Raw genomic sequence first — 24,265 nt, forward strand, 5'->3', positions numbered from 1 at the left:
AGGAAATCCTGTTTTGCCCACTGTTCTTATTACGTATTATTTTAGTACTTTATCTTCGCCAAACCATTTCTTTGAAATGTCAGCGGCTGTGCCATCTTCATTCATCTCATCAAGCGCTTTTTGCAATTTTTCGAGCAGCTCTTCATTGCCTTTTTTCACGCCAACACCATATTCCTCTGGAGCAAGTGATTCTTCAAGCACCTTAAAGGATTCCTCTTCCTTCTCCATATAATAGTTAATGACTACTTCATCAATAATTACCGCATCAAGGCGGCCGCTTTTTAAATCATTCAAAGCCATAACATTATCAGAGAACTCGGTTACTTCCCTAATCTTCCCACTGATTGGGTTTGCTTCAAGAGCGTCTTTTGCTGAAGAAAGGGACTGCAAGCCAACTATCTTACCTTCGAGATCTGAAAGCTTTTCCAACTTTGAGTCAGCCTTTGTCACGACCACCTGCGCGTTTTTCAAATACGGCTTTGTAAAAAGAACTTTTTGCTTCCGTTCGTCTGTGATAGTATACCCATTCCAAATTAGGTCAATCCTGCCGCTTGAAAGCTCGGACTCTTTTGTTTTCCAGTCAATCGGCTGGAATTTCACTTCAAGACCCATCTTGTCTGCGGCTGCTTTGGCGTAATCAATATCGAAACCGACAATCTCATTGTTTTCATCACGGAAACCCATTGGAGCAAATTTATCATCAATGCCCACTATCAACGTATCATCAGATTCCTTCCCAGAAGTAGAACTGCCTGAACATGCTGCCAGGACTATAAATAAAGCTGAAATTAAAAGCATCATAGCTGTACGTTTCATTTTGTATACCATCCTTTAATAGATTATTTTAATAGATTTAAAAATCCTTTAGTACGTTACCGTATTATCACACTATCAGATTATAACACTAAAATTCATAGTGGACAATACCCCAGCATATGTTCAGAAAATTTTCTGCTTAAGGCTTCTTTTTCAGCTAAAATGAGCTTCTTGATCCATAAATTAAACCAGCACTTTCCTCGGGATTTTCCGTAGGGAGGTGCTGGTTTTGTTTATTTTAAAAATTTAGACGCTATGTTTAGCTTTCTTCAGTAAAAAGGCAAAGAGAGCAACGACCGGCAGCAGCAGTAGGCCCGAAACGATAAGAGAAAGCTCCATCGTGGCCTTGTATGCAATATACCCGATGATTGGACCGCTAATGATTTGTCCGAAAGCATCCAACTGGCCATAGGTTGAAAGAACGGTTGCTCTTACACTAGATTCAATGTTTTCATTTAGCCATGCACTATATATTGGCCCATTTGTGGTTCTAAGAATATAGAATAATAGATAGGAAGAAAAAGCTGTCCCATAATGGCCCGCCATTGCAAATACAATAATACTTAAGGCCATGACCGCATTAATAACAACAAGCAGCCAGACCTTTTGAAGCTGCCCAGTTTTCTCGAGCCTTCTCTTTATGTATTCAACCGCAAGAATACTTGCAATAAGGGCGGTCCCGTTAATCAAACCGACCCAGACAATCGGCTTAACATTTATATCCGGAAGTGTTACATCCTGCAGGATATGGGCAATCCAAAGCCGGTCTAGCCCTTCACTATACAATCCATAGAAAAAGGTAATACACGCCATAACAATTAGAAACTGGCTTTTTTTCATAAAACGAATGCCTGCCGCAAAGGTGGAGGCCATTTGCTGAAAGTAGCTTCCCGCTTCTGATGCCAGGGTTGGTTTAAAGCCGGTTTCAGGCATATATATAAGCAGGAATAGGCCTAATAAAATAAAAAGAATGCCACCCACAATCATCGGCAGGTTAATAATATACGCACCTATCGCCGTACTAAGGACGATGGCAATCAAGGCACCAACTTGCCGGACTTGCGCTCCTTTTAAAAATAACCCCGTCAATTCTTTTCCGCCAACCTCATCCGATATCCACGCTTCAAACGCACCGCTTGTAAACGTGTATCCTATACCCCAAATAACCTGGCATAGAAGAATGACCATAAATACCGGCACAAGTCCTTCTATCAGGAAACCCATTCCGATTAGAATGACCCCGATAATCACAGATAATTTCCTGCTCTTTAAGTCAGCCAGGATTCCAGTTGGAATTTCAAAAATAAAACAGGATAATTCGAGTGCGGTGCCTACTATGACCAGCTGCCATGGTGAAAAGCCAGCTGCCTCAAACCTGTACACCTCATTTACGGTAAAGACCATCTCAAATAAAAACGCAGTGATTCCAGCATACAAAAAATATACTGTTTGTGCAGGCAGTTTTCTTGCCATGCATGTTCCCCCAAATCCCCTTAGTATTCTTTTCTTTCTGCTAGAATACCAAAAGCCGCCAAAAGTAACTATCAGAAATTTAATTTGTCGTTAATCGGATGAAATGGATTTTAAAATTGAGACTTCACTGTGATTTGTCTTTATTTACCTGTTTAGATACACATCTATGCGTGGCTCCAAGATTATCAAAGGTGCTTATTAAAAGAAACAAAAATTGACTGATGAATTGGCATACGTCTTTTCTTTATTTATCAAGGTTTCTACAAATACCATTGACATCATTCTATGGGGACAATAAATTTGTACAATTAAAAAGAGGGTCAAAGCTTCTGTCATTTGCAGTGCTGTTTTGATTACAATTTTCTTTATAGCTAGTCGATAAAAGCTGCTGATACCCGCATGTAGAATCAAGAGGATCCGCCCTTATCGGTTAGGCGAGCACGTTAAGCTCCCAAGCTGATAAATAGACGGAAGAATTCCGCTTAATTAGTTAATGGCATTAAAAATTGCTTAAATAGGCGGAGAGATTCTGCCTATTGACCTCGAGACATATCAATACGGGTACGGGTGCTTTTGCTTTGCATAACCGGAAATTCTCCCCTTATATACACCCCCATTCAAGCTCCTTTATACATATAACAGGAAAATCTCCGCTTATTTTTACATTAACTGGTTACTTGATTTTTTATGGATTCCTATTAAAGAAACCCGCCAAGCGGCGAGTTTCTCCTTTTTATAATGAATGCCCAACAACGGTCATTTCGGCACATATTTTAAGAAAAGCACCTTAAAGCGGAAACCTTCAGGCCATTAGGTTTCTTCATTATCTATCTTCCGAGTCAGTTCAGCAGAGGCCTCGGTCAACAATTCGCCCTGATAATTGCGGCTTTTGGTGCCTGTTTTTTCTTCTCCTCGAGTTTGAGCTTTTTTTCTCGATCTTATCAATACATAAACGGATGAAAAAAAGATAACCATGATAAGTCCTGAAATAAGACCTGCTTCCTGCCCCGGGATAAAAGGCATGCAAAGGAGTATGACTACAATTGCCACCAGAGCGATCCAGGAGGTGTACGGGAATCCGGGCATTTGGCATATCCCATTGGGCGGGCAGCCGTTCCGTTTACGAAACTTTATATGGCTGGCCATAATGACACCGTAGGTAAAGAGCAGGGCAAATCCCCCTGTTGTGATTAGGACAAGATAAACTCTGGGAAACAGAAGTCCAAAACCAAGGCCAAGCAGCATGGCTACTCCTGAAAACAATATTCCCCGATAAGGGACATCCTTCTTATCTATCAGGAATTTTGGAGCATGTCCTTCATCCGTGAGCGAACGAATCATTCTTCCAAGCCCAAAAATTGCTGCCAGCATAGCCGAAAGAATTGCCGTAATCAAGACAATATTAAGTGCTCGCCCAGCCCATCCGATACCCCATCGTTCCAGCGAAGCAACCATCGGTGAGACATTTTCATTTAAGGCAGAAGTCGGGATAAGCGGCAGCAAGACTGCGGCATAAACAACATATAGACCAACCAGAGCAATAACGGTGTAGCGAATTGCTTTTGGTATAGTCTTTGCAGGGTCCCTTGTTTCAGACGCAGCCAGGCCTATAATTTCAAAACCTGCATATGCAAACACGACCAGCAGCATACTTCCAGCCAATCCGCCTAACCCTCCCGGCATTAGCGGCTCTCGTACAAGTTCCCCCGCCCCTACAGCTGGAGTTCCAGGGAAAAGCCCGAAAATCAGCATTAAGGCGGTAACAATAAAAAACACGATGGCTAATAATTTTATTGAGGAAAGGCCGCTTGTCAGTTTTCCAATTTTATCTGCACCCAAAAGATTTACAAGCGTGACACCAATAATGATTGCTCCTCCCAGGAGGCCAATTGATACATTTGGATACCATTCACGGACAAGAATGGAAATCGCGGCTGCTTCACTCGACATTGACAGAATCGTCCCAGTCCAATATAGCCAGCCAACCACAAACCCTGTCCCCGCCCCAAGTTCCCTTGCGGCAAATGTACTGAATGAGCCAACGTTTGGGGCAGCCACAGTCATTTCCGACAAAGCGTATAAAATGATAAAAATCAATGCTCCCGCAACAATATAAGAGATTAAAATTGAAGGGCCAGCCGCATTAATTGCTACAGAGGAACCGAGGAAAAACGATCCCCCAATGACACTCCCCAGCGCCATCATCGTAAGCTGTACTGCAGAAAGCCCTTTTTGCGTTTTTTGCATATTTCTTTCCCCCAACCTTTTTATATGTCAGGGATATTATTTGCCTAAAGAGGAAAAATGATTCGGCTATGGCTACTCCATCCAATTGTGCAGAGGCCTGTAATCTCTTATAAAAAAAGAAAGGACGGCAACTTGCCATCCTTTCTTCCTGGATCATTGATTTTTACATTCCGACGCTTTGGCTTTCAATCGCATCAGCCATCTGATGTGTTTCATGGCGAATGATAGTCCGGACACTCCTGGGAAGGAACCTGCGAATTTCTTCCTCGTTATAGCCGACGTTCATCTTTTTTTCATCTTTTATAATCGGCCTTCGAAGCATACCCGGGTTATTCTTGATAATTTTATACAACTCCTGGAGCTGGAGAGACTCCAAATTCACATTCAAACTCTTGTAAGTTTTCGAATTTATCGAGATGATTTCATCCGTTCCTTCCTCCGTCATTGAGAGAATTCCCTTAATCTCATCTGTTGTCAATGGTTCGGAGAAAATGTTTCGTTCAATATATTCCACATTGTGCTCTTCAAGCCAAGCCTTCGCTTTCCGGCATGACGTACAACTAGGTGACGTATACAAGTTAACCATATACACAAAACTCCCTAACGTTATAGTTTATTTGTATATCTTCAATTGGAGTATTTTTAATTAAAATTAATTATACAGCTCTCCAAAAATGTATGTCAAATTACAGGGTACCATTTGGCTTTCCAGTAAGAATCATCATAAACTCCTCGCCAGATATGGTTTCTTTTTCAAGAAGATATTTTGTCAGTTCATGCAGTTTATCCTGGTTTTCTTCAAGGATTTGTTTTGCCCTTTGATAGCATGACTTAATAATTTTCAGAACTTCAGTATCAATTTTTGAAGCTGTTTCCGGGGAAACTAGCAAGGTTGTGTCCCCGCCTAAATATGGATTATTGACTGTTTCAAGCGCCATCATTCCAAATTCATCGCTCATTCCATATCGGGTGACCATTGCACGCGCAATTTTTGTTGCTTGTTCAATATCATTTGAAGCTCCTGATGTAATGGAATTGAAAATTAGTTCCTCAGCAGCCCTGCCACCCATGAAGGTCGTGATTTTGTCTATAGCTTGTTCCTTGCTGAGCAAGACACGCTCACCTTCGTCAATCTGCATTGTATAACCAAGTGCACCGGAAGTCCTTGGAATAATCGTAATCTTATGGACTGGCGCGGAGTGGCTTTGTTTGGCAGCGACCAGGGCATGGCCAATTTCATGGTAGGAAATGATTAACTTATCCTTCATCGAAATCATGGCATTTTTGCGCTGATAACCAGCAATTACTACCTCTACCGACTCCTCAAGGTCGCTTTGGTTGATCATTTTTCTGCCAAAGCGAACAGCACGCAGGGCAGCTTCATTTATAATGTTGGCAAGATCTGCTCCAGATGCACCAGCAGTTGCTCTGGCAATTGCATTAAAATTAATGTCTTCTCCCAGTTTTACCTTTTTAGCATGAACGTCAAGAATTGCCTCCCGGCCAGGCAAATCAGGTAATTCAACGGGGACACGCCTGTCAAAACGGCCCGGTCGGAGCAGTGCCTTATCAAGTGTTTCCGGACGGTTTGTCGCCGCGAGGATAACTACGCCTTTATCCGCATCAAAACCATCCATTTCAGTCAAAAGCTGATTCAATGTCTGCTCGCGTTCATCGTTTCCGCCCATTCCGCCAGAGTTTCTGCTTTTCCCAATTGTATCGATTTCGTCAATAAAAACGATGCAAGGGGCCTTAGCCTGGGCCTGCTTAAATAGATCTCTCACTCTGGCAGCACCCATACCAACAAACATCTCAACAAACTCCGAGCCGGAAATTGAGAAGAACGGTACTTTTGACTCTCCAGCCACTGCTTTCGCAAGCAGGGTTTTTCCTGTTCCCGGGGGTCCCACCAGCAAGGCACCCTTCGGAATATTGGCCCCAATTTCCTTATATTTTTTCGGATTATCAAGGAAGTCGACAATTTCCTTCAATGCTTCTTTTGCCTCTTCCTGTCCCGCTACATCAGCAAAGGATTTGCCGGTCTCTGCTTCCACATAGACCTTTGCATTGCTTTTGCCAAATGTCATTGCTCCTCCGCCCATTTTCCCTTGCATCTTACGCATAAAGAATTGGGCAATTGCGATAAAAATTGCAAATGGCAATATCCAGGTTAATAGGAAGTTCATTAAAGGTGAAGTTTCTTTCGGTATTACCTGTGTAAACTTCACATCTGCCTCATACAGACGATTGACTAGCTCCGGGTCATCCACCCGTCCTGTCACATATGTCCGCTCGTCATCAGGTACTTTATAGCCAATTTGCTTTTCCTGAATTTCTACAGTTGTTACGTCTCCTTTTTCAACTTGTGAAAGGAATGTCCCATAATCAACCTGTTTTATTTTCCGTTCCATAATGACTGGAAAAATAAACGCATTTAATAACAACACTATCATAGTTGAAACAAGCACATAGTAAACAAGTGGCTTTTTCGGGTTTTTTTGAACCTTCATTAATCAATCCCCTTTTGGTCTTTACTGTTTATTGACATTTTCGAGAATTTCATTCAGTTTCGTCATTCCATTGATAATCACAAACAGAGTTTCTTCTGGTACTCCGTTAATCGACGTGGATATTTTTTCTAGTAACATCTTGTCCATTTCCTCAACTGCGATAATTCCTTTGTCAGTTAGAGCTACTTTAACAACTCTTTCGTCACTTCGATCCCTGACTCGTTCCAGGTAGCCCAGCCCCTCTAGCTTTTTGCACATTGTTGAAATATTGGTACCAGCCATATTTAAACATTGAGCAAGACTTCCAATTGTATGGGAGCCATGCTGCTTTATTTCGACTAGAATTCTAACTTGCACTATAGTTAAGTCAAGATTTTCACAAAGAGAAAGTGTAAGGATGTTCGTATGTTCACCTATTTTTCTTGTATAGTCCCACAAGAGATTTTTAAATTCGATGACATCCATAGTTCCCCTCCGTTACATATAAATATAGAAATATATGATTCATATATATTATATATTATATTATTTTAGCATAATTATCAAACTGGAACACTTATATAAATGAAAGAGGCCCCAGCTTCAACTGGGACCCCTGCCAATTCCTATTTCCGGTGCATTTTAAATAGCAAAAATAGCTCATTATAATAAGCAAGGTTCTTTTGCCCAAGATTTTCATACACTTCAAGCTTTTCCGTCAGCTCGGCTGGAGGATAGAACCGCTCATCCTCAGTCATTTCCTCCGGCATTAGCTTAATAGCTTCCTTGTTCGGCGTCGAATAGCTTACCCACTCTGTATTTTGGGCGGAAACCTCAGCATCAAGCATGAAATTGATAAACTGGTGGGCACCCTCTATATTTTTGGCGGTTTTGGGAATGACCATGTTATCAAACCACAGATTGGACCCTTCGCTTGGAACAACATAATCAAGGTTTTCATTTTCAGACATGATATCAGCAGCATCGCCCGACCATACAAGTCCGATGCTTGCTTCCTCGTTAGCAAGCAGGATTTTAATTTCGTCTCCAACTATGGCCTTTATATTCGGAGTAAGTTTATCAAGCTTTTGTTTGGCCTGTTGCAAATGCTCCTTATCGATATCATTCAGGGAAAACCCCAAGCTGTTAAGCCCCATTCCCATGACCTCACGAGCGCCATCCACAAGCAGGATTTCGTTTTTCAACTCAGGATCCCATAAGTCATTCCAGCTTGTGAATTTTCTCCCATCAAGCATCGAGGGGTTATAGACAATCCCGACTGTACCCCAAAAATATGGAACAGAATACGCATTACCCGGGTCGAATGGAAGGTCCATAAATCGCTCATCAATATTTTTCAGGTTTGGTATCTTGCTGTGGTCAAGTGGTATCAGCAAGTCCTCCTGTCGCATTTTATCAATCATATACTCCGATGGGACTGCTACATCATAAGACGTGCCGCCCTGCTGGACTTTTGTCATCATTGCTTCGTTTGAATCAAAGGTTTCATAAACCACACTGATGCCCGTCTCTTCCTCGAAGCGCTCAATCAGCTCCGGGTCAATATAATCACCCCAGTTATAGACAGTCAGTGTATTGTCCCCTGAATAGCCTTCCGCAGAATTCAATTGCGAGATTATTGCCAACAAAATCACCGAAGCGCTAATAACCCCAACAAATACTCTTACTAGCTGCTTCATTGCTTCACCCCCATCGAAGTCGGCTTATGGCGCTGATTGATGAAGTAATAGATAACAACAAGAATTGTTGTAAACAGGAATAAAAGTGTCGATAAAGCATTGATGTTCAACGACACCCCTCGGCGTGCCAATGAGTAAATCTCAACCGACAGTGTACTGAAACCATTGCCTGTTACGAAAAATGTCACCGCAAAGTCATCAAGCGAATAGGTCAGAGCCATGAAAAAACCAGCCATGATTCCAGGGGCAATGTACGGCAGAATTACCTTCACCAACACATCCTTGCTGCTCGCTCCCAGGTCCTTTGCAGCATCGACTAGTGACGGACTCATTTCAGAAAGCTTTGGAAGAACCATTAGTACGACAATCGGAACACTAAATGCAATGTGCGAAAGCAAAACTGAGTAAAACCCAAGTTTATATCCCGAAATTGTAAACAAAATCAAAAATGATGCCCCAATAATGACATCCGGGCTGACAATCAAGACATTGTTTAATGAAAGAAATGTATTCTTTGCAGACCGCTTCCGCATGGAATGAATCCCAAGTGCACCGACAACCCCAATAATTGTCGCAAAAAGTGCTGATAAGAGCGCTACAACCAACGTGTTCAGTACAATAATCAACAGTCTTGTATCACCGAACAATTCCTTATACCAATCCAGTGTGAATCCTTCGAAATCATACATAGTTCCGCCACTGTTAAAAGAATAAAAAATCAAAAAGAAAATCGGCGCGTAGAGAATGGCAAATACAAGAGCCAGAAATGACTTCGCCAAAGCGGATGATTTATTTTCCATTCAACACACCCCGCTTACCTTTACCTGTCAGGGCCATAAACCCAAACATGGCAATAATCAGGAACACTGCTATAACCGACCCCATTCCCCAATCTTGGGTAACAAGAAAATGCTGCTCAATTGCTGTTCCAAGTGTAATTACCCTGTTCCCTGCAATAAGCCTTGTCAGCATGAACAGGGATAGTGCAGGAATGAAAACAACCTGGCAGCCCGATTTTACACCTTCAATTGAAAGCGGAAAAATAACCCTGCTAAACGTCGTCCATTTGGAAGCACCAAGGTCATTGGCCGCATCGATCAGCGCGGGGTTTAGTTCATTCAATGAATTGAAAATCGGCAAAATCATAAATGGAATGAAAATATATACAGAAACAAATACGAAGCTGAAGTCCGTGAACAGGATTTGCTGCGTTCCAATTCCGATTGCTTCAAGAAAGGCATTTGTCATTCCATACGTCCCGAAAATACCAAGGAACGCATATGCCTTAAGAAGCAGATTGATCCAGGATGGGACGATAATCAGCAAAAGCCATAGCTGTTTATGCCGTGTTTTCGTCAGCAAATATGCAGTCGGATACGATACTAGCAAAGAGAAAAATGTAATTAAAAATGCATACCAAAAGGAACTCAATGTCATCTTTAAATAGACAGGAGTGAAGAATTTCTGGTAGTTTGCCAATGAAAAATCGCCATCAACATTTAGAAAAGAATAATAGACAACCAATACAATTGGTGCGATAACAAAGAAAACCATCCAGAGCGAGTAGGGAAGCATGTACAACTGGCGATTCAGCTTCTGGTTCATCGCTCTTCCCCATCCTTATACCTTTCCAGCCTGCGGTCAAATTCTTCTTCTGTCTCACCCAGCCTCATGACATGAATGGCTTCGGGATCGAAGTAAAGCCCTATTTCATCACCAACTGCTGCCTTTTTCGTAGAGTGAACCAGCCACTCATTGCCTTCCTTATCATAGCAGCTTAATTCATAATGAACGCCACGGAACAATTGAGAATCAACCCGGACCTGGAGTTTGCCCTTATCAGTTGCGGTAATTTCCAGATCCTCCGGGCGGATAACAATCTCGACTGGCTCATTTGGGTGCAACCCCTGGTCAACACATTCAAACTGCTTGCCAGTAAACTCGACTAGGTAATCTCTTGTCATTGTGCCCTGAACAATATTCGATTCGCCAATAAAATCTGCGACAAATTGATTTATAGGTTCATCATAAATATCGGTAGGTGTACCGCTTTGCTGAATCTTCCCCTTATTAATGACAAAAATCTCATCCGACATCGCAAGGGCTTCTTCCTGATCATGCGTAACAAAAATAAACGTAATCCCGAGCCTTCTTTGCAGTTCGCGAAGCTCGTATTGCATTTCAGTTCTCAGCTTCAGGTCCAGTGCCGACAATGGCTCGTCAAGGAGGATAACCTCAGGCTCGTTAACAATTGCCCGTGCGATGGCAACCCGCTGCCGCTGACCGCCAGACATCTCTCTGATTTCCCTGTTTTCATAACCCGCAAGATTAACAAACTCCAGTGCTTCTTTCACCTTCGCAGTAATTTCCGCATTTTTCATTTTTTTAATCCGAAGCCCAAATGCTATATTTTCAAACACATTCAAATGTGGAAAAAGAGCATAATCCTGAAAGACCGTATTCACCTGCCGCTTATTGGCAGGAACGTCATTTATCCGTCTTTCATTGAAGTAAATATCCCCTTGTGAGGCTTCCGTAAATCCGGCAATCAGTCTTAGGATTGTCGTCTTTCCACAACCGGAAGGGCCAAGCAGTGTGTAAAATTTCCCCCGTTCAATTTCAAAGCTGACATTATCAAGGACTGGCGGATCGTTATCATATTGCTTCGTCACGTTCTTGAACTGGATAATAGTTGAATTCATGTGCAACCTCCTTTTGTTAAGTTTTTATAGAACATGGTAAAAACACCAATTGAATTGATGATGAACAGTGATGGAACTCCTTCAATTTATTACTATACTATTAATATAAAAAAATTAAAGAGAAGAAACGATATATTGACAAAATGCGATATGGAAAGTGTAGTTAATTTTTCGTTTTATCTACTATATAGGTTAAGCTTTCCGGTAATTTCCGCTCCATAAAGGGAGGTTTTAAGAATCAATGGCGCAGGTCTCCTCTGGCTGTTCCAAAGCACTTCGTTTCCGGTTGTTCAAGGGTATCTTGTAGTAATTCGGGGAGCATAAATGGGGTTATTCTCGTCTGGGCATTTTATTGAAAAAGAGCCCTTCATCATCAAAGGACTCTTCTCGTAAATTTTCTTTATTATATAGAACACATGCATTTTTTCTGTTTAATTTAGACCTGCTTATCTTCCATCGACAACTTCTTTTAAGATTTCATAGGATCTGATTTGCTTACCTCTATCGTACATGTAGGTCACAGCCATTATCTCATCAACGTTGTACTTATCCTGAAAACTTTGGAACTGACTACGGATGGTTTCTTTACCCCCCACAAACGAAACACTGGTCATCGACAAGGCCATTTCCTTCTCTTGTGGACTCCAGATTGCCTCTATATCTTCAATAGGGGGCTGAAGCGGCGTTTGCGAACCCCGGACAACATTCAGGAAAAACTGCAGCAAAGTAGTTGACTCCCGCTCTGCCTCTTCATCACTTTCAGCTGCAATGACATTCAAACATACCATCATATACGGTTTGTCCAGATAAGCCGACGGCTGGAACCGATTTCGGTAAATTTGAATTGCTTCCGCCATATGGCGTGGCGCAAAATGGGATGCAAAAACGTAAGGAAGTCCCAGGCTTGCAGCCAGATAAGCGGAATCAGTCGATGATCCTAAAATGTAGATTGGAATTTGGGTTCCGGCTCCTGGATAGGCCTTGACATAGCCTTGCTGTTCATCAGAGCCAAAATAATTAAGAAGGCTTTTCACATCCTCAGGAAATGTATAGACCGAGTCATGTTTTGATCGCCTCAATGCACTAGCTGTAAGCATATCAGTACCAGGCGCGCGGCCAAGTCCAAGGTCAAGTCGGTCTCCATAAATCGTTGCCATTGTACCGAACTGCTCGGCAACAACTAATGGTGAATGGTTGGGCAACATAATTCCTCCAGAACCTAAACGGATTTTCTCCGTATGTTCAAGAGTATGATTAATTAAAATTGAAGTCGCAGAACTTACCAAATTCGGTGCGTTATGATGTTCAGCGATCCAGTACCGGGTATAGCCCATCTGTTCAGTCGCCTGTGCCAGTTCAACTACTGCATTTATAGCTTCCCTTGGGCCTTCTCCCTGGCGAATCGGAGCTAGGTTTAGGACAGAAACTGGTATATTTAAATTAGACAAGAGATTTTCTCCTTTCGATAAGAAGGTTCGCCTTTATTGTAACCAATCTTTCTCTGAAACCCGATTAATCTGCCTGTTTAACTAATCATCTTTTTATTAAGTGTTTAGTTATAAAAAGCTTTAGGCTAAGGGGCATGATAAAAATGAGAATGAATTAGGAGGGTTAAGTATTTGCAAAATTTTTGTATCTCATTGTGGCCAGAGGAACCAACACCTGAACATTTAAAGGATTGTGATGAGTGCGGGCTCATTAAGCATGGTACGCGAATGGTTTGGGGTGAAGGGAATCCAAATGCTCCAATCATGATTCTATTGGACAACCCTGGATCTCGCGAGGATAGGGAAAACAAGCCTTTTGTCTGTGGGACAAGGCAAACATTACAGCAAGCTGTATATGAGGTCGGAATAAATGCCGGCGACGTTTATGTAACCTATATTTTAAAAAGAAGACCTGTAAAGAAGTATGATAAAGAAGCAACTAGAGAAATTTGCGTAAAACACCTGAAGGAGCAGATATTGTCGAAGCAGCCTGAATTTATCATTTGTCTGGGCAACATAGCGGTCCAATCCTTTTTCCATAGCCAGGAAGTTGATGTGAAATCATTGCGTGGGAAAGTACATACTATTGATGGGTTCAGAACAGTTGTCGCCTACCACCCTCTGGCAGTAAGGCGCCGCCCTAATCTCTGGCCGCTCTTTTTAGAGGATTGGAAGCTTTTAGCCAAACATTATCTTCATGATTCACCCTCGCACAATAGTTGACAATCCGGATCACCGAAAAAGGAGAGCACGGATGCTCTCCTTTGTTGTAAAAGCTATATATATTGCTCATAAATACGAACCAATTGATTTGTACACTTCCTGTTATCATAAATCTTCCGCATAACGAAGGATTCTTTAGCTGATCTAGTTAACTCGTTTTCATTCTTTAAGACGTTTACAATTTCTCTCGTTAGCGCAGCATCACTCAGCTTTCGAAACGCATTGCACATCATGATTAAATCATAATTCTCCTTTGTTGCAAAAATTGGCTGGAATGAGTACGGTTCAAACCGCCTTCACACCAGCCAACTACTGCTAGGTATAAAATCTAACTTTTGGAGAGCACATCAGACTTAGGAGCTGCTTAGCTTTTAGCTGAAATAGGGCACTTCTACTGTTCTCCCATTATTTCGGAATTCTTTGCTTCAAAGTTATCAAGCAATGCCCGCACTTCATCTGTTGACTCGGTGTTCATTAATTGATTTCTTAATTCACTCGCCCCTCGAAATCCTTTGACATATATCTTAAAAAAGCGATGAAGAGCCTTAAATGAACGCAGTTGTAATTCTGAATATTCCTCATGGAGATTCAGATGCAGCCTTAAGAGATCAAGTAATTCCTTACTGCTATGATCTTTCGGCTCCCTTTCAAAGGCAAATGGATTTTTAAAAATACCGCGTCCAATCATAACCCCATCAACACCATATTGATGAGCCAGCTTCAAGCCAGTCTGACGGTCAAGAATATCTCCATTAATCGTCAAAAGTGTATCTGGTGCCACTTGGTCACGAAGTTTCTTAATCTCCGGAATCAGCTCCCAATGGGCATCTACTTGACTCATTTCCTTTCTTGTACGCAGATGAATGGAAAGATTGGCAATGTCTTGTTTCAATATGTGTGTAAGCCAGTCGCGCCATTCGTCCACATTCGTGTAGCCAAGCCTTGTCTTAACACTTACAGGCAATCCACCGGCTTTCGCTGCCTGTATTAAATCTGCAGCCACTTCCGGACGAAGGATGAGGCCGCTTCCCTTCCCATGCTGTGCGACATTGGGTACAGGGCAGCCCATATTGATATCGATACCCTTAAACCCAAGTTCCGCCATCCCAATACTCATTTTCCGAAAGTTTTCAGGCTTATCCCCCCATATATGGGCTACAATGGGCTGTTCATCCTCTGTAAAAGTCAAACGCCCACGCACACTGCGAATTCCCTCGGGGTGACAATAACTCTCACTGTTTGTAAACTCAGTGAAAAACACATCCGGTCGGGCTGCCGCGCTTACTACATGGCGAAAAACAACATCCGTCACATCTTCCATTGGTGCTAGTATAAAAAAAGGCCGTGGTAAATCACGCCAAAAATTATCTTTCATATTGCCATTCAAATCCTTTCATTACGGGATTCCAGCCAACCCTTTTATCCCAAAATTAAAAAGCAAAATGTCTCTGCTTATTTTACACTAATACCATCTTGGGCACTTGTTATCAACTGGTTGGAAAGGTTTATTTAATTTCACAAAACCCCTGCAACCATTGCATCTTCCGCTAAAAAGCACTGATAAAAAATATGAGTTGTTCTGAACCCCGCTACATGTTCAAGCTAATAAAGTCCAAACCTCAAAAAACAAACAGAAACCATATACGGTTTCTGCTTAATTTAACACTATTTTTACGACTGATTCAACATGTGTAAACTGTTGTTGACAACGCCTAGAGATGCTGCTGGGTTTATTCCTTAATAAAGAAGCACTTTAAATGGATGATAAAAAATGAGCATTACTATTATTTATTTAATTCAATCGTTTCATTAATATCAGCCGATTTAGAATTTTTCCCTGTCATTTGTTTATACATAAAGGCGATTTTCTTCGTAAAATTACCGGTCTCCCAGTATTCCGCTGCTTCCGCTTTTATCTTTATCAAGACCACGTTAGGATCGTCATAAGAAGTTTGCATAATTTTCTCGTATGCTTTGCTCCACAGTTCTTTTTTCTTGTCTAAATCCTCAACGATTTCTGCTTTTCCCCGGACGGAAACATACGATTTACCTGCATATGCTACATTCACATCCTGATCATCTAAAATTTCTTCATATTTATTAGTCTCTTTTTTAGTAAAAAACCATAAATCACCATCAAACTCTACCTCTTGCGTTTTCATAGGTCGAGAAACAAGACCTTCATCAGTTACGGTAGTCAGCATGGCCGTATCCACATCTTTAATTAACTCTCTTAAAGTTTCCATTTCTTCTTGTTTTATTATGTTAGACATTTCCTATACCTCCTTTACTATTTTTCAGAGGTATACTACCCTTCACACCAAATTTTATTCAGGTACGGGGGTTTACTTTCTAACTAGTTCAAACCAAACTACCCCAACGGATAGATGGGGTAACCTTTTATGGTAGATTACTCAAACCTAAAAATTTATATAGAATTATGAAGAATAATAGCAAAACGAAGAGAATCTATCCGGCAGAAATAATAAGAGGGGCTAGTTCGATGATTATTAATTAAAGGCAACAACCATAATGGTTAGTTGCCTTTTTAAAAACTATTCTCGCGATCTCAACCAGTACCGAGTATATGTTGGGGACACAATAAAATGTGCTGGAAGTATCTTATATTTAAGTTTATTATCCGTTAGTCCCCGTCATTCTTACTATCAACGGGTAATCTTTAAATACGCATTAATGCGCCATTAGGCTTAGGTAAATCTTGGTCCATTATCTGATTCATTTTACAGAAATGCTCAAAAAACTGCTGTGCCAACTCTCGTTCTGTTGGGTCACTTTTCAGTGAAACTATATCAAGCAAAATTTGAGCCATCCATAAATTTTCAAAATAACGGTATTTACCTGTATTCCATGTCATTTTGTTCGGATATTTTTCATTCACATAATATTTCCAGAAATGCATCTGATCCGATTCTTGTTCTGTAAGTTGGAGTCTGTACGTTGAATGCGCAGGAATATATCCATCTTCACTAAGCTTACCGATAAAATCTTCATTCACCATATAGACACCCAAGATACGCCTGTCTTTTTCAGGCATGCCGGCATCTACTGCCGTTAACAGGACAGCGCTATTTTGGTGCAAGCGGATCGGTTTGTTGGGTTTTCCCTGGTTATTGCCACTTTTTATTACGCCTGAAAAAACCTTCCACTCTGAAAAAGAACTATTCTCTTCTTCTGCGTCACACCAAAAAACCATTTGTGATTCGGGATGAAGTTTATGATTTTTCATAAGTTTTTCATGTTCTAAGCGAAGTTCAAGGTTTTTTTGTTGCAGTTTTTTTTCCTCTTCCTTCTTCCATTCTTCTTCCTGTCGTTCGGCTTCCCTTTTTTGTATAATTTTTTCAAGTGAATTAGCAACCATTTTATCATGCAGTTTTAAGTGCTTTCCAAATACATCGGGGTAAACAAACTTTTTATTTTCCGATGCGAAATTAATTTCGATAACAGAATCGTTATGTTTTACTATACTACCCATGCCAAATCGCTTGTGTGTAACTTTCTTATTGATTAGATTCAATATTCTAGTCCTCCTTGTAGAATAAAAACTCGATTACTTTTAAATAGTAAATTGATAATTTTATTCGACTCAATTCCTTTAAAGCTCACACAACTGTTTGATTTTTTCTTCGGTTTACAAAAATATATTAAAAAAACGCATCCATAATTCTTTCTGCAAAAAATACAGCGGAATTCGGAATACGATTAAAAAAACAATTGTAAGACTATTGTAACATTTTTCCGAAAAAATTGCAAACTCCTTATTGACAATACATTTTATTGTGAGGTAAAATGAAGTTTTTTATTCTCTTACTCACTTGAAATAAACGCATTCAAAATTTCTTGAATGCGCCTATAAAAAATTATTGACTGCCGAATTATTGACTGCCGGTGACAAGTGGCACATGTACGTGTAGTGAAAATGAAATAAATACTTGAAACCTCAGTAAATTTTCTTAGCGGGTCTGGAAACTATAAAAGCGTTCCCAACTTGAAGGAACGCTTCGGCTAACTATTCCCAGTCGTTATAAGGAACGTGGCTCAATCACTATAAAGTAATTTTCGCCACACACTCAACATGTGTCGTCTGCGGAAACATATCGACAGGCTGGACTTCGATGGTCTTATAGCCGCCATCCTCAAGTATCCGTAAGTCTCTTGCCAGTGTCCCCGGGTTACAGGACACATAAACTACCTTTTTTGGCTTCATTTCTATAATAGTCCGCAGCAATGCCTCGTCGCAGCCCTTCCTCGGCGGATCGACAACGAGCACGTCCGCTTCATTACCCGCTTTGTACCATCGTGGGATTACTTCCTCGGCTGGCCCTGCTTCGAACTCCGCATTGGTTATTCCATTCAATTCGGCATTCCTCTTCGCGTCTTCAATCGCCTGTGGAACAACCTCAACACCAAAGACACTTCCCGCCTTTTGTGCGAGGAACAATGAAATCGTACCAATTCCACAGTAGGCATCAATTACAGTTTCACCGCCATTTAATCCTGCAAACTCAAGCGCTTTTTCATATAGTACTTTTGTCTGAACAGGGTTAACCTGGTAAAACGACAATGCTGATATGGCGAACTTCACTTCACCAATATAGTCGTAAATGAACTCATTGCCCCAAATCACCGTTGTTTTCGGGCCCATTATCACATTCGTCCGCATTGAATTAACATTATGGATAATCGACTTTACCTTTGGCAGTTTAGCGATGATTTCCTCAACTAGCCTATTTTTATGGGGAAGCTCCGCTGTCCTCGTTATCAGTACAATCATGAGTTCACCGGTTTGCTTGCCGTACCGGGCCATTATATGGCGTAAATCCCCTTTATGGGTTTGCTCATCATAGGCTCTGATTCCAAACCTCCCACATATTTCCTTCGCGGTATTAATTGCTTCATTCACCTCAGGAAGCTGAATCAAGCTTTCATTTGTATCAACAATTTCATGGCTTCTTGGCTTGAAGAATCCTGCAATCAGTTTGCCATCCTTCTCGCCAACAGGAACTTGAGCCTTATTCCGATAATGCCATGGCTCATTCATGCCAAGCACGGGATGGACCACAACATCCTCAAGCTTGCCAATCCTCATTAAAACTTGCCTGACTTGCTTTTCCTTGTATTTCAGCTGGCCTTCATAAGACATATGTTCAAGCTGGCAGCCGCCATATTTATGTTCATCACCAGGCATAATTTCAACTCTGTACGGGCTTTTTTCACGGAGCTCAATCAGCTTTCCAATTGCATAGCTCTTCTGGGTTTTAATGATTCTAACATTTGCTGTTTCCCCAGGAAGTGCTCCGGCTACAAATACCGGAAAACCGTCCACTTTGGCGACACCTGCACCATCATGGGTTAAATCCTCAAACCGCACATCTATATGTTCATTCTTTTTAACAGGGATTTGTTTATTCATGCCAACGCCCTCACTATTTTGATAAAAGAATTTTACCATAACCGGAGGGGGAATGCGAAAAGCCTTGTATCATCAACAAGGCTTCTTCTGGTTATATTTGGGATAGTACTCTAATCTTTGCTAATTACGATCGGAAAATGAGGCTCCAGCTTTTCATTAGCAAACTTTAACAGCCCTCTCACCTGGACGAATAAGTATATGATAAATATTATTATCGGAATGATGATAAAAAGGCCTCCCCCTCCTATATCCACCGTTGTATGATTTTCAACTAAAATGATTGTTACCGCGGAGATACCAGTCAGAACAACCTGGAAAATGCAATAAAGATTGAACACCTTATCAGCTTTTTCAGCAAGATCTGTTTCCTCGACCTTTAGCGCCTCTTCCTTAATCCCTCTCGTAAGCTTATAGAAAAAGTAAAGTGATAAGGATACCATAGTCAGAAGCAAAATTACCGAGAAAAATCTTCCGAAAACCGATGGACCGATGACCGTTCCACTCATCACCGAAGAATTTTTTAAAAATAAATCCAAGAGCCCAAGGGTTAACAGCAGAATGCTCGCTTTCTTTATAACTGAAAAATGAGCGTTGCCTATCCTTCCCGCTACTTCATTCGCTCCCCAAACCAATAATGCGTATCCAACAATATCAGGAAAAATATTCAATGGCCCCACATTAAAATTAAAAAACAAAAAGAAATACCCAGCGATCAAGATTCCGAACCCCATTGATTTCCCCCTAACGTAAATTCAGGATGTAATGTATAATATTGGTATTATTATACTATCTTTCGCAAGGAAGCAGGGGCGTTATTGAAAATTAATTTTAGCTTTCTCCGCATTGCTGGTTCCCTTACAATCTTTCTATTTTCTTATGCTGGAATCACATACCTCGACCAAATTTCTCATAGCGTGGTTGTTACGGATTATAGCAAGCTTACAAAACCAGGAAGTGTTTCTAAGAGCGATTTCCGGCACCTAAAGCAGCTTGGTTTTTCCGATATGTCCATTACCCATTTGAATGAGGGGGAAATAGAAAACTTAAAAGGTGTAAACGGAAAAGTTGTTGCGGAAAATGATATTTATCGGGAATTAAACGGTGATGGTGAAACACGCTTTACAAAAGAAGAGTATGAGCAACGCCTAAAGTATTATTCTGGCTCGGTTTTACCCAAATTCAAGACGCTCCAACAAATTCATTTGAAACTGATTGACGAGGGCAACCATAGATATCTCGCTATAACTGAACACCACTTTGATTTTAATCCGATGTCCGGAAAACCATTGGTAATCGAACTGCAATTAAATTCCCACTATACACTCCTAGAGCATATGGCAAGGCAAATCGCCTGGACCGTTCCAAGCTTCAATTATGATAAAATTAAGTCCAGTACTGCTGCCGTCCAAGCCGGGGACCCACCAAATGCAAATGAAGATTATCCCTTTTTTGACAATAGTTCAGCTTCCTCTTTATTTTATACCGTCCCATGGAAACAGGCTGGGCTGCTTCACGAAACAGTTGGGCTGTACTTTTTTACAGTCACCCGTTTTGAAGTGCCAGAGGACTGGCTGGTTGTCGATATGTATGTGCAGGGCCAAAACCCCCATCTGTCAGATGTAGTGCAATATGACTTGCAATCGGCTCAATAATAACAAGCCCCGGGAAGTATTTCTCCGGGGCTTGTTTGTGGTAACAATGGAATACCATCAATTTATTGGTTCTTCTGAATTACGGCAACTTTTTCCTTTACTTCCTCAATATTGCGCATCTTGTTGTCCCAGCACTTTTGGCTCAAGTCCACTGGGTACTCCTCAGGATTAGAAGTTCGCTTGTACTCATCCCAAATCTCTGCAAGGTTCGAACGGAGGAATTCGCGAGTCTCCTCCAGGCATGGGACCTCATAAACCAGCTCGCCATTCACAAAAACATCCTTTTGAATCTCCTTGGCTGTAAAGTTGGTGACGAATTTGCTGATATAGGTGTGGGTAGGATGAAACATCTTCAAACGGCCCTCATTTTGCGGATTTTCATCTTCCATTGTGATGTAATCCCCTTCTGAGTAGCCATTCGTATTATTGATAATTCTATAAACCCGTTTCAGTCCCGGTGTTGTGACCTTTTCGGGATTTGAGGAAATCTTGATCGTATCCCTCATTACACCAGTTTCATCTTCAATTGAGACAATTTTATAGACTGCCCCCAGTGCAGCCTGGTCGAACGCCGTGATCAGCTTTGTGCCGATTCCCCAGCTATCAATCCTGGCTCCCTGAGCCTTCAGGTGTAGAATCGTATTTTCATCAAGGTCGCTTGAGGCAAAAATTTTCGCATCTTTGTATCCGGCATCATCAAGCATCCTTCTTGCTTCTTTGGACAAGTAAGCCAGGTCTCCGCTGTCGAGGCGAATTCCACCAAAGTTAATCCTGTCACCCATTTCCTCAGCGACGCGAATTGCTGCGGGAACCCCGGAACGGAGCGTATCATACGTATCCACAAGGAACGTGCAATCTTTATGGGTTTCAGCGTATTTTTTAAACGCTGTATAATCATCACGGTATGCCTGGACCATGGAATGCGCATGGGTGCCCGCAACCGGAATGCCAAATTTCTTGCCTGCCCGGACATTGCTTGTGCCATCAAAGCCAGCAATATAGGCAGCCCTGGTTCCCCAGATCGCCGCATCAAATTCATGTGCCCGCCTCGTTCCAAACTCCATGGCGATTTCATCTTTAATAACCTGTTTAATCCTGGATGCTTTTGTGGCTATCAGCGTTTGATAATTAACAATATTAAGGAGCGCTGTCTCAAGAAGCTGTGCTTCAGCAAGAGTCGTATCCACCCTGACGAGCGGCTGGTTTCCAAAAACCAACTCACCTTCCTGCACCGACCTTATCCTGCCGGTAAAACGCAAATCCTTTAAATAGTCTAGAAAGTCCTCAGCATAGCCAACTTCATTTCTTAAATAGGCGATATCCTCTTCTGAAAAGCGGAATCCTTTAACATATTCAATAATCTTTTCAAGTCCAGCAAAAACAGCATAGCCATTCCCAAATGGAAGTTTTCGGAAAAACAGTTCAAATGCAGCCTTCCTGTTATGAATCCCGTCTCTCCAGTAGGTTTCAACCATATTAATTTGGTATAGATCAGTGTGAAGGGCGTAGCTGTCATCCATATATATATGCTTCATCTAAAAAACCTCCGCAATTTGCGCATCTCTTATGTAACTTCCGCTCCAAGTGAACCGGTAAAATGACCGAGCGCCCAATCGTGTCCAGCCTGATTGAAGGAAGCGACCGCATCTTTATACACAACAATTTTAAAGCCTTTATTGTAGGCATCAACTGCTGTGTGCAGGACACAAATATCCGTACATACACCAACAAGATGAACCTCGGTAATTCCGCGTTCCCTCAGCTTGATTTCAAGGTCTGTTCCGGCAAAAGCGGAATATCTCGTTTTATCGATATAATACACATTTTCCGCATCCTTATGCTCTTCGTACACCGATTGAAGCGCACCATAAAGGTCCCTTCCGCTTGTTCCCCGGATATTATGGGGAGGAAACAGCTTTGTTTCTGGATGAAGTTCATCACCAGCATCATGGACATCAATTGCAAAGATTGTATAATCGCCATTCGTAATGAATTCCTCAGTTAAATCTGTTATACGCTTTTCAATCGCCCTGCCTGGCTCACCGCAAGTCAAGGCACCTGCATCTGCAACGAAGTCATATGTATAATCGACATTGATTAAAGCCCTTTTCGTCATTTTGCCACCCCGTTTCATAAAATAACTATCTTTTCTAATATTGTATCAATTCTGGCAGAGCAACGCCATTTCTCGGTATTCTCGGATGCTAAATGATTGAATAGTAAAAATCCCGCCATCACGGCGGGATTTCTTTTTAGCTGTAGACTTTTCCTGGTATCCAATCGGCTGGCAGGTCTTCTGGTCGAAGCGCGTCCAACGGAGCAAACACTTCAAAATGCCTGTATAAATTTTCAAACTCGGCAGGCAGCAAGCCCCCGTACTCCCCATCAAGATTGAGGAGGACCTTATCATTAGAGCGGATTTTAATCCGATTAGCTTTCGTATAAATGACATTTTCATCTTTGATATGTTCACCACGAATAGCCAGTGTAGCCACCCTGATGAACTCCGCAAGATTTACCTTTTTTAAAATCAACAATGAAAACATTCCGTCATTCAAAGACGCATCAGGAGCTATTTTTTCAAAGCCCCCAATCGAGTTAGTCAGACCAATCAAAAAGAGCATGGCCTCTCCCTCGAACAGTTTCCCATCATATTCAATGCAAACATGGCTGGCATTTATCGATGGCAGCATTTCCATACCCTTAAGATAATAAGCCAGCTGGCCCAGTACGGTCTTTAGTTTGCTTGGAACATCATATGTCAGTTCGGTCAGCCGTCCTCCACCAGCAATATTGATGAAATATTTATCATTCATCCGTCCAATATCGACCGGGATTCGGTCACCCTTTACAATAATATCAGTTGCTCTCTCAATATCCCTTGGAATGTGCAGGGCACGTGCAAAATCATTTGTTGTCCCCATCGGGATAATCCCCAGTTTCGGGCGGTAATCCTGCTGGGCAAGGCCATTGACTACTTCATTAATGGTCCCGTCCCCTCCGGCAGCAATCACTACGTCATATCTCCGCTCAACAGCAATCTTTGCTGCCAGTATCGCATCCCCTTCCCCGGCAGTTGCGTGGCAGGATGCTTCATAGCCAGCCTTTTCAAGCTTTTCAAGCACATCAGGAAGGTGCCTTCTGAATGCTTCTCTTCCGGATGTTGGGTTATATATGATTCGCGCTCTTTTCATCGATATCATCCTTATAATAAATTACAAAAATAGTCTTATTCCACCATTTACCATCATAGCTCAAAACTTCACTTTCCGCAATTCTGCAGGAAGTCCGATACTAATCATACTCCCTGGAAAAATCTTTTGTAAAGAAAATTCATGCGAGGTACCATTCCAATTTTTAGGAAAGCTTTTTATACTATTTGAACAGGAATCCTTTTACAAAAGTTGAAACGAAATCAAAATTACAAGGATGGCATTAAGGCGGAGAGCTATTCTGTCTGTAAGATCCTTTTCTTTAATAATACTAATGAATTGTGAGTGCCACCCCATTCAAAACATACCGCCCCTCATTTTCCTCCGCCTTCC

Annotated in this window: 21 protein-coding genes; 2 read left to right on the top strand and 19 right to left on the bottom strand. The window is 41.6% G+C overall.

Annotation, left to right across the window (positions count from 1 at the left end; translation table 11 throughout):
* Positions 1-36: 36 nt before the first annotated feature.
* From AM500_RS23930 to AM500_RS23980, 11 genes are all read right to left on the bottom strand, one after another.
* On the bottom strand, positions 37-816 hold the full coding sequence (locus AM500_RS23930; RefSeq protein WP_082347365.1) for an amino acid ABC transporter substrate-binding protein: 780 nt from the start codon (positions 814-816) through the stop codon (positions 37-39).
* A gap of 246 nt (positions 817-1,062) precedes the next feature.
* Positions 1,063-2,289 carry an MFS transporter gene (locus AM500_RS23935; protein WP_053601460.1) on the bottom strand — a complete coding sequence of 409 codons (1,227 nt, stop codon included), beginning with the start codon at positions 2,287-2,289 and terminating at the stop codon, positions 1,063-1,065.
* An 810-nt stretch (positions 2,290-3,099) separates the two neighbouring features.
* Entirely contained in the window at positions 3,100-4,536 is a 1,437-nt protein-coding gene (locus tag AM500_RS23940) for an amino acid permease (protein ID WP_053601461.1), read from the bottom strand.
* A gap of 163 nt (positions 4,537-4,699) precedes the next feature.
* Positions 4,700-5,122 (bottom strand): transcriptional regulator SpxA, encoded by a 423-nt coding sequence (spxA, locus tag AM500_RS23945; protein ID WP_043934301.1) that lies wholly within the window; start codon positions 5,120-5,122, stop codon positions 4,700-4,702.
* A 100-nt stretch (positions 5,123-5,222) separates the two neighbouring features.
* The gene (ftsH, locus tag AM500_RS23950; protein WP_053601462.1) at positions 5,223-7,046 is read right to left on the bottom strand and encodes an ATP-dependent zinc metalloprotease FtsH; all 1,824 of its coding nucleotides are present in this window, start codon (positions 7,044-7,046) and stop codon (positions 5,223-5,225) included.
* A 21-nt stretch (positions 7,047-7,067) separates the two neighbouring features.
* Positions 7,068-7,511, bottom strand: coding sequence for a MarR family winged helix-turn-helix transcriptional regulator (locus AM500_RS23955; protein ID WP_053601463.1), 444 nt, complete (start codon positions 7,509-7,511; stop codon positions 7,068-7,070).
* 140 nt (positions 7,512-7,651) lie between these two features.
* Complete coding sequence (locus tag AM500_RS23960; RefSeq protein ID WP_053601464.1) at positions 7,652-8,725, bottom strand: ABC transporter substrate-binding protein; 1,074 nt, start codon at positions 8,723-8,725, stop codon at positions 7,652-7,654.
* Positions 8,722-9,525: an ABC transporter permease gene (locus AM500_RS23965; RefSeq protein ID WP_053601465.1), complete on the bottom strand. Its 804-nt coding sequence runs from the start codon at positions 9,523-9,525 to the stop codon at positions 8,722-8,724. The genes AM500_RS23960 and AM500_RS23965 overlap by 4 nt, the downstream gene beginning before the upstream one ends.
* Complete coding sequence (locus AM500_RS23970; RefSeq protein WP_043934305.1) at positions 9,515-10,330, bottom strand: ABC transporter permease; 816 nt, start codon at positions 10,328-10,330, stop codon at positions 9,515-9,517. The genes AM500_RS23965 and AM500_RS23970 overlap by 11 nt, the downstream gene beginning before the upstream one ends.
* A complete protein-coding gene (locus AM500_RS23975; protein WP_053601466.1) occupies positions 10,327-11,427 on the bottom strand; it encodes an ABC transporter ATP-binding protein in 1,101 nt (366 codons plus the stop codon). Before AM500_RS23975 ends, AM500_RS23970 begins: the two co-directional genes overlap by 4 nt.
* Positions 11,428-11,873: 446 nt before the next feature.
* Positions 11,874-12,875: an LLM class flavin-dependent oxidoreductase gene (locus tag AM500_RS23980; protein WP_053601467.1), complete on the bottom strand. Its 1,002-nt coding sequence runs from the start codon at positions 12,873-12,875 to the stop codon at positions 11,874-11,876.
* A gap of 171 nt (positions 12,876-13,046) precedes the next feature.
* On the opposite strand from AM500_RS23980, the gene AM500_RS23985 reads away from it, so the two are divergent.
* A complete protein-coding gene (locus tag AM500_RS23985; RefSeq protein ID WP_053601468.1) occupies positions 13,047-13,637 on the top strand; it encodes a uracil-DNA glycosylase in 591 nt (196 codons plus the stop codon).
* Positions 13,638-14,028: 391 nt separating this feature from the next.
* Here the strand turns inward: AM500_RS23985 and AM500_RS23995 are convergent, their stop codons facing one another.
* The 5 genes from AM500_RS23995 to AM500_RS24015 all read right to left on the bottom strand — a co-directional run bounded on the left by AM500_RS23995 (position 14,029) and on the right by AM500_RS24015 (position 19,799).
* The gene (locus tag AM500_RS23995) at positions 14,029-15,012 is read right to left on the bottom strand and encodes a tRNA dihydrouridine synthase (RefSeq protein ID WP_053601470.1); all 984 of its coding nucleotides are present in this window, start codon (positions 15,010-15,012) and stop codon (positions 14,029-14,031) included.
* A 409-nt stretch (positions 15,013-15,421) separates the two neighbouring features.
* Positions 15,422-15,910 carry a pyridoxamine 5'-phosphate oxidase family protein gene (locus AM500_RS24000; RefSeq protein ID WP_053601471.1) on the bottom strand — a complete coding sequence of 163 codons (489 nt, stop codon included), beginning with the start codon at positions 15,908-15,910 and terminating at the stop codon, positions 15,422-15,424.
* Between the two features lie 407 nt (positions 15,911-16,317).
* Positions 16,318-17,172, bottom strand: coding sequence for a hypothetical protein (locus AM500_RS24005; RefSeq protein ID WP_053601472.1), 855 nt, complete (start codon positions 17,170-17,172; stop codon positions 16,318-16,320).
* 528 nt (positions 17,173-17,700) lie between these two features.
* Positions 17,701-19,068 (bottom strand): 23S rRNA (uracil(1939)-C(5))-methyltransferase RlmD, encoded by a 1,368-nt coding sequence (gene rlmD / locus AM500_RS24010; protein ID WP_053601473.1) that lies wholly within the window; start codon positions 19,066-19,068, stop codon positions 17,701-17,703.
* Positions 19,069-19,178: 110 nt separating this feature from the next.
* On the bottom strand, positions 19,179-19,799 hold the full coding sequence (locus AM500_RS24015) for a hypothetical protein (protein ID WP_053601474.1): 621 nt from the start codon (positions 19,797-19,799) through the stop codon (positions 19,179-19,181).
* Between the two features lie 84 nt (positions 19,800-19,883).
* On the opposite strand from AM500_RS24015, the gene AM500_RS24020 reads away from it, so the two are divergent.
* Positions 19,884-20,720, top strand: coding sequence for a hypothetical protein (locus AM500_RS24020; RefSeq protein ID WP_053601475.1), 837 nt, complete (start codon positions 19,884-19,886; stop codon positions 20,718-20,720).
* Between the two features lie 62 nt (positions 20,721-20,782).
* Here the strand turns inward: AM500_RS24020 and AM500_RS24025 are convergent, their stop codons facing one another.
* The 3 genes from AM500_RS24025 to AM500_RS24035 all read right to left on the bottom strand — a co-directional run bounded on the left by AM500_RS24025 (position 20,783) and on the right by AM500_RS24035 (position 23,914).
* Positions 20,783-22,255: a nicotinate phosphoribosyltransferase gene (locus AM500_RS24025; RefSeq protein ID WP_053601476.1), complete on the bottom strand. Its 1,473-nt coding sequence runs from the start codon at positions 22,253-22,255 to the stop codon at positions 20,783-20,785.
* 29 nt (positions 22,256-22,284) lie between these two features.
* On the bottom strand, positions 22,285-22,836 hold the full coding sequence (locus tag AM500_RS24030) for a cysteine hydrolase family protein (protein WP_053601477.1): 552 nt from the start codon (positions 22,834-22,836) through the stop codon (positions 22,285-22,287).
* Positions 22,837-22,972: 136 nt separating this feature from the next.
* Positions 22,973-23,914, bottom strand: coding sequence for a diacylglycerol kinase (locus tag AM500_RS24035; protein WP_053601478.1), 942 nt, complete (start codon positions 23,912-23,914; stop codon positions 22,973-22,975).
* Positions 23,915-24,265 lie beyond the last annotated feature (351 nt).

It is taken from the genome of Bacillus sp. FJAT-18017 (assembly GCF_001278805.1).
Taxonomy (GTDB): Bacteria; Bacillota; Bacilli; order Bacillales; family Cytobacillaceae; genus Bacillus_D.

What these genes read in the sequence shown, in the direction of transcription:
- AM500_RS23970 (WP_043934305.1), bottom strand. Translation starts at nt 10,330, where the DNA reads ATGAACCAGAAGCTGAATCGCCAGTTGTACATGCTTCCCTACTCGCTC.
- AM500_RS23955 (WP_053601463.1), bottom strand. Translation starts at nt 7,511, where the DNA reads ATGGATGTCATCGAATTTAAAAATCTCTTGTGGGACTATACAAGAAAA.
- AM500_RS24025 (WP_053601476.1), bottom strand. Translation starts at nt 22,255, where the DNA reads ATGAAGCATATATATATGGATGACAGCTACGCCCTTCACACTGATCTA.
- AM500_RS23960 (WP_053601464.1), bottom strand. Translation starts at nt 8,725, where the DNA reads ATGAAGCAGCTAGTAAGAGTATTTGTTGGGGTTATTAGCGCTTCGGTG.
- rlmD (WP_053601473.1), bottom strand. Translation starts at nt 19,068, where the DNA reads ATGAATAAACAAATCCCTGTTAAAAAGAATGAACATATAGATGTGCGG.
- AM500_RS23975 (WP_053601466.1), bottom strand. Translation starts at nt 11,427, where the DNA reads ATGAATTCAACTATTATCCAGTTCAAGAACGTGACGAAGCAATATGAT.
- ftsH (WP_053601462.1), bottom strand. Translation starts at nt 7,046, where the DNA reads ATGAAGGTTCAAAAAAACCCGAAAAAGCCACTTGTTTACTATGTGCTT.
- spxA (WP_043934301.1), bottom strand. Translation starts at nt 5,122, where the DNA reads ATGGTTAACTTGTATACGTCACCTAGTTGTACGTCATGCCGGAAAGCG.
- AM500_RS24035 (WP_053601478.1), bottom strand. Translation starts at nt 23,914, where the DNA reads ATGAAAAGAGCGCGAATCATATATAACCCAACATCCGGAAGAGAAGCA.
- AM500_RS24030 (WP_053601477.1), bottom strand. Translation starts at nt 22,836, where the DNA reads ATGACGAAAAGGGCTTTAATCAATGTCGATTATACATATGACTTCGTT.
- AM500_RS23930 (WP_082347365.1), bottom strand. Translation starts at nt 816, where the DNA reads ATGAAACGTACAGCTATGATGCTTTTAATTTCAGCTTTATTTATAGTC.
- AM500_RS23940 (WP_053601461.1), bottom strand. Translation starts at nt 4,536, where the DNA reads ATGCAAAAAACGCAAAAAGGGCTTTCTGCAGTACAGCTTACGATGATG.
- AM500_RS23935 (WP_053601460.1), bottom strand. Translation starts at nt 2,289, where the DNA reads ATGGCAAGAAAACTGCCTGCACAAACAGTATATTTTTTGTATGCTGGA.
- AM500_RS23965 (WP_053601465.1), bottom strand. Translation starts at nt 9,525, where the DNA reads ATGGAAAATAAATCATCCGCTTTGGCGAAGTCATTTCTGGCTCTTGTA.
- AM500_RS23995 (WP_053601470.1), bottom strand. Translation starts at nt 15,012, where the DNA reads ATGAAAGATAATTTTTGGCGTGATTTACCACGGCCTTTTTTTATACTA.
- AM500_RS24015 (WP_053601474.1), bottom strand. Translation starts at nt 19,799, where the DNA reads ATGGGGTTCGGAATCTTGATCGCTGGGTATTTCTTTTTGTTTTTTAAT.
- AM500_RS24000 (WP_053601471.1), bottom strand. Translation starts at nt 15,910, where the DNA reads ATGTCTAACATAATAAAACAAGAAGAAATGGAAACTTTAAGAGAGTTA.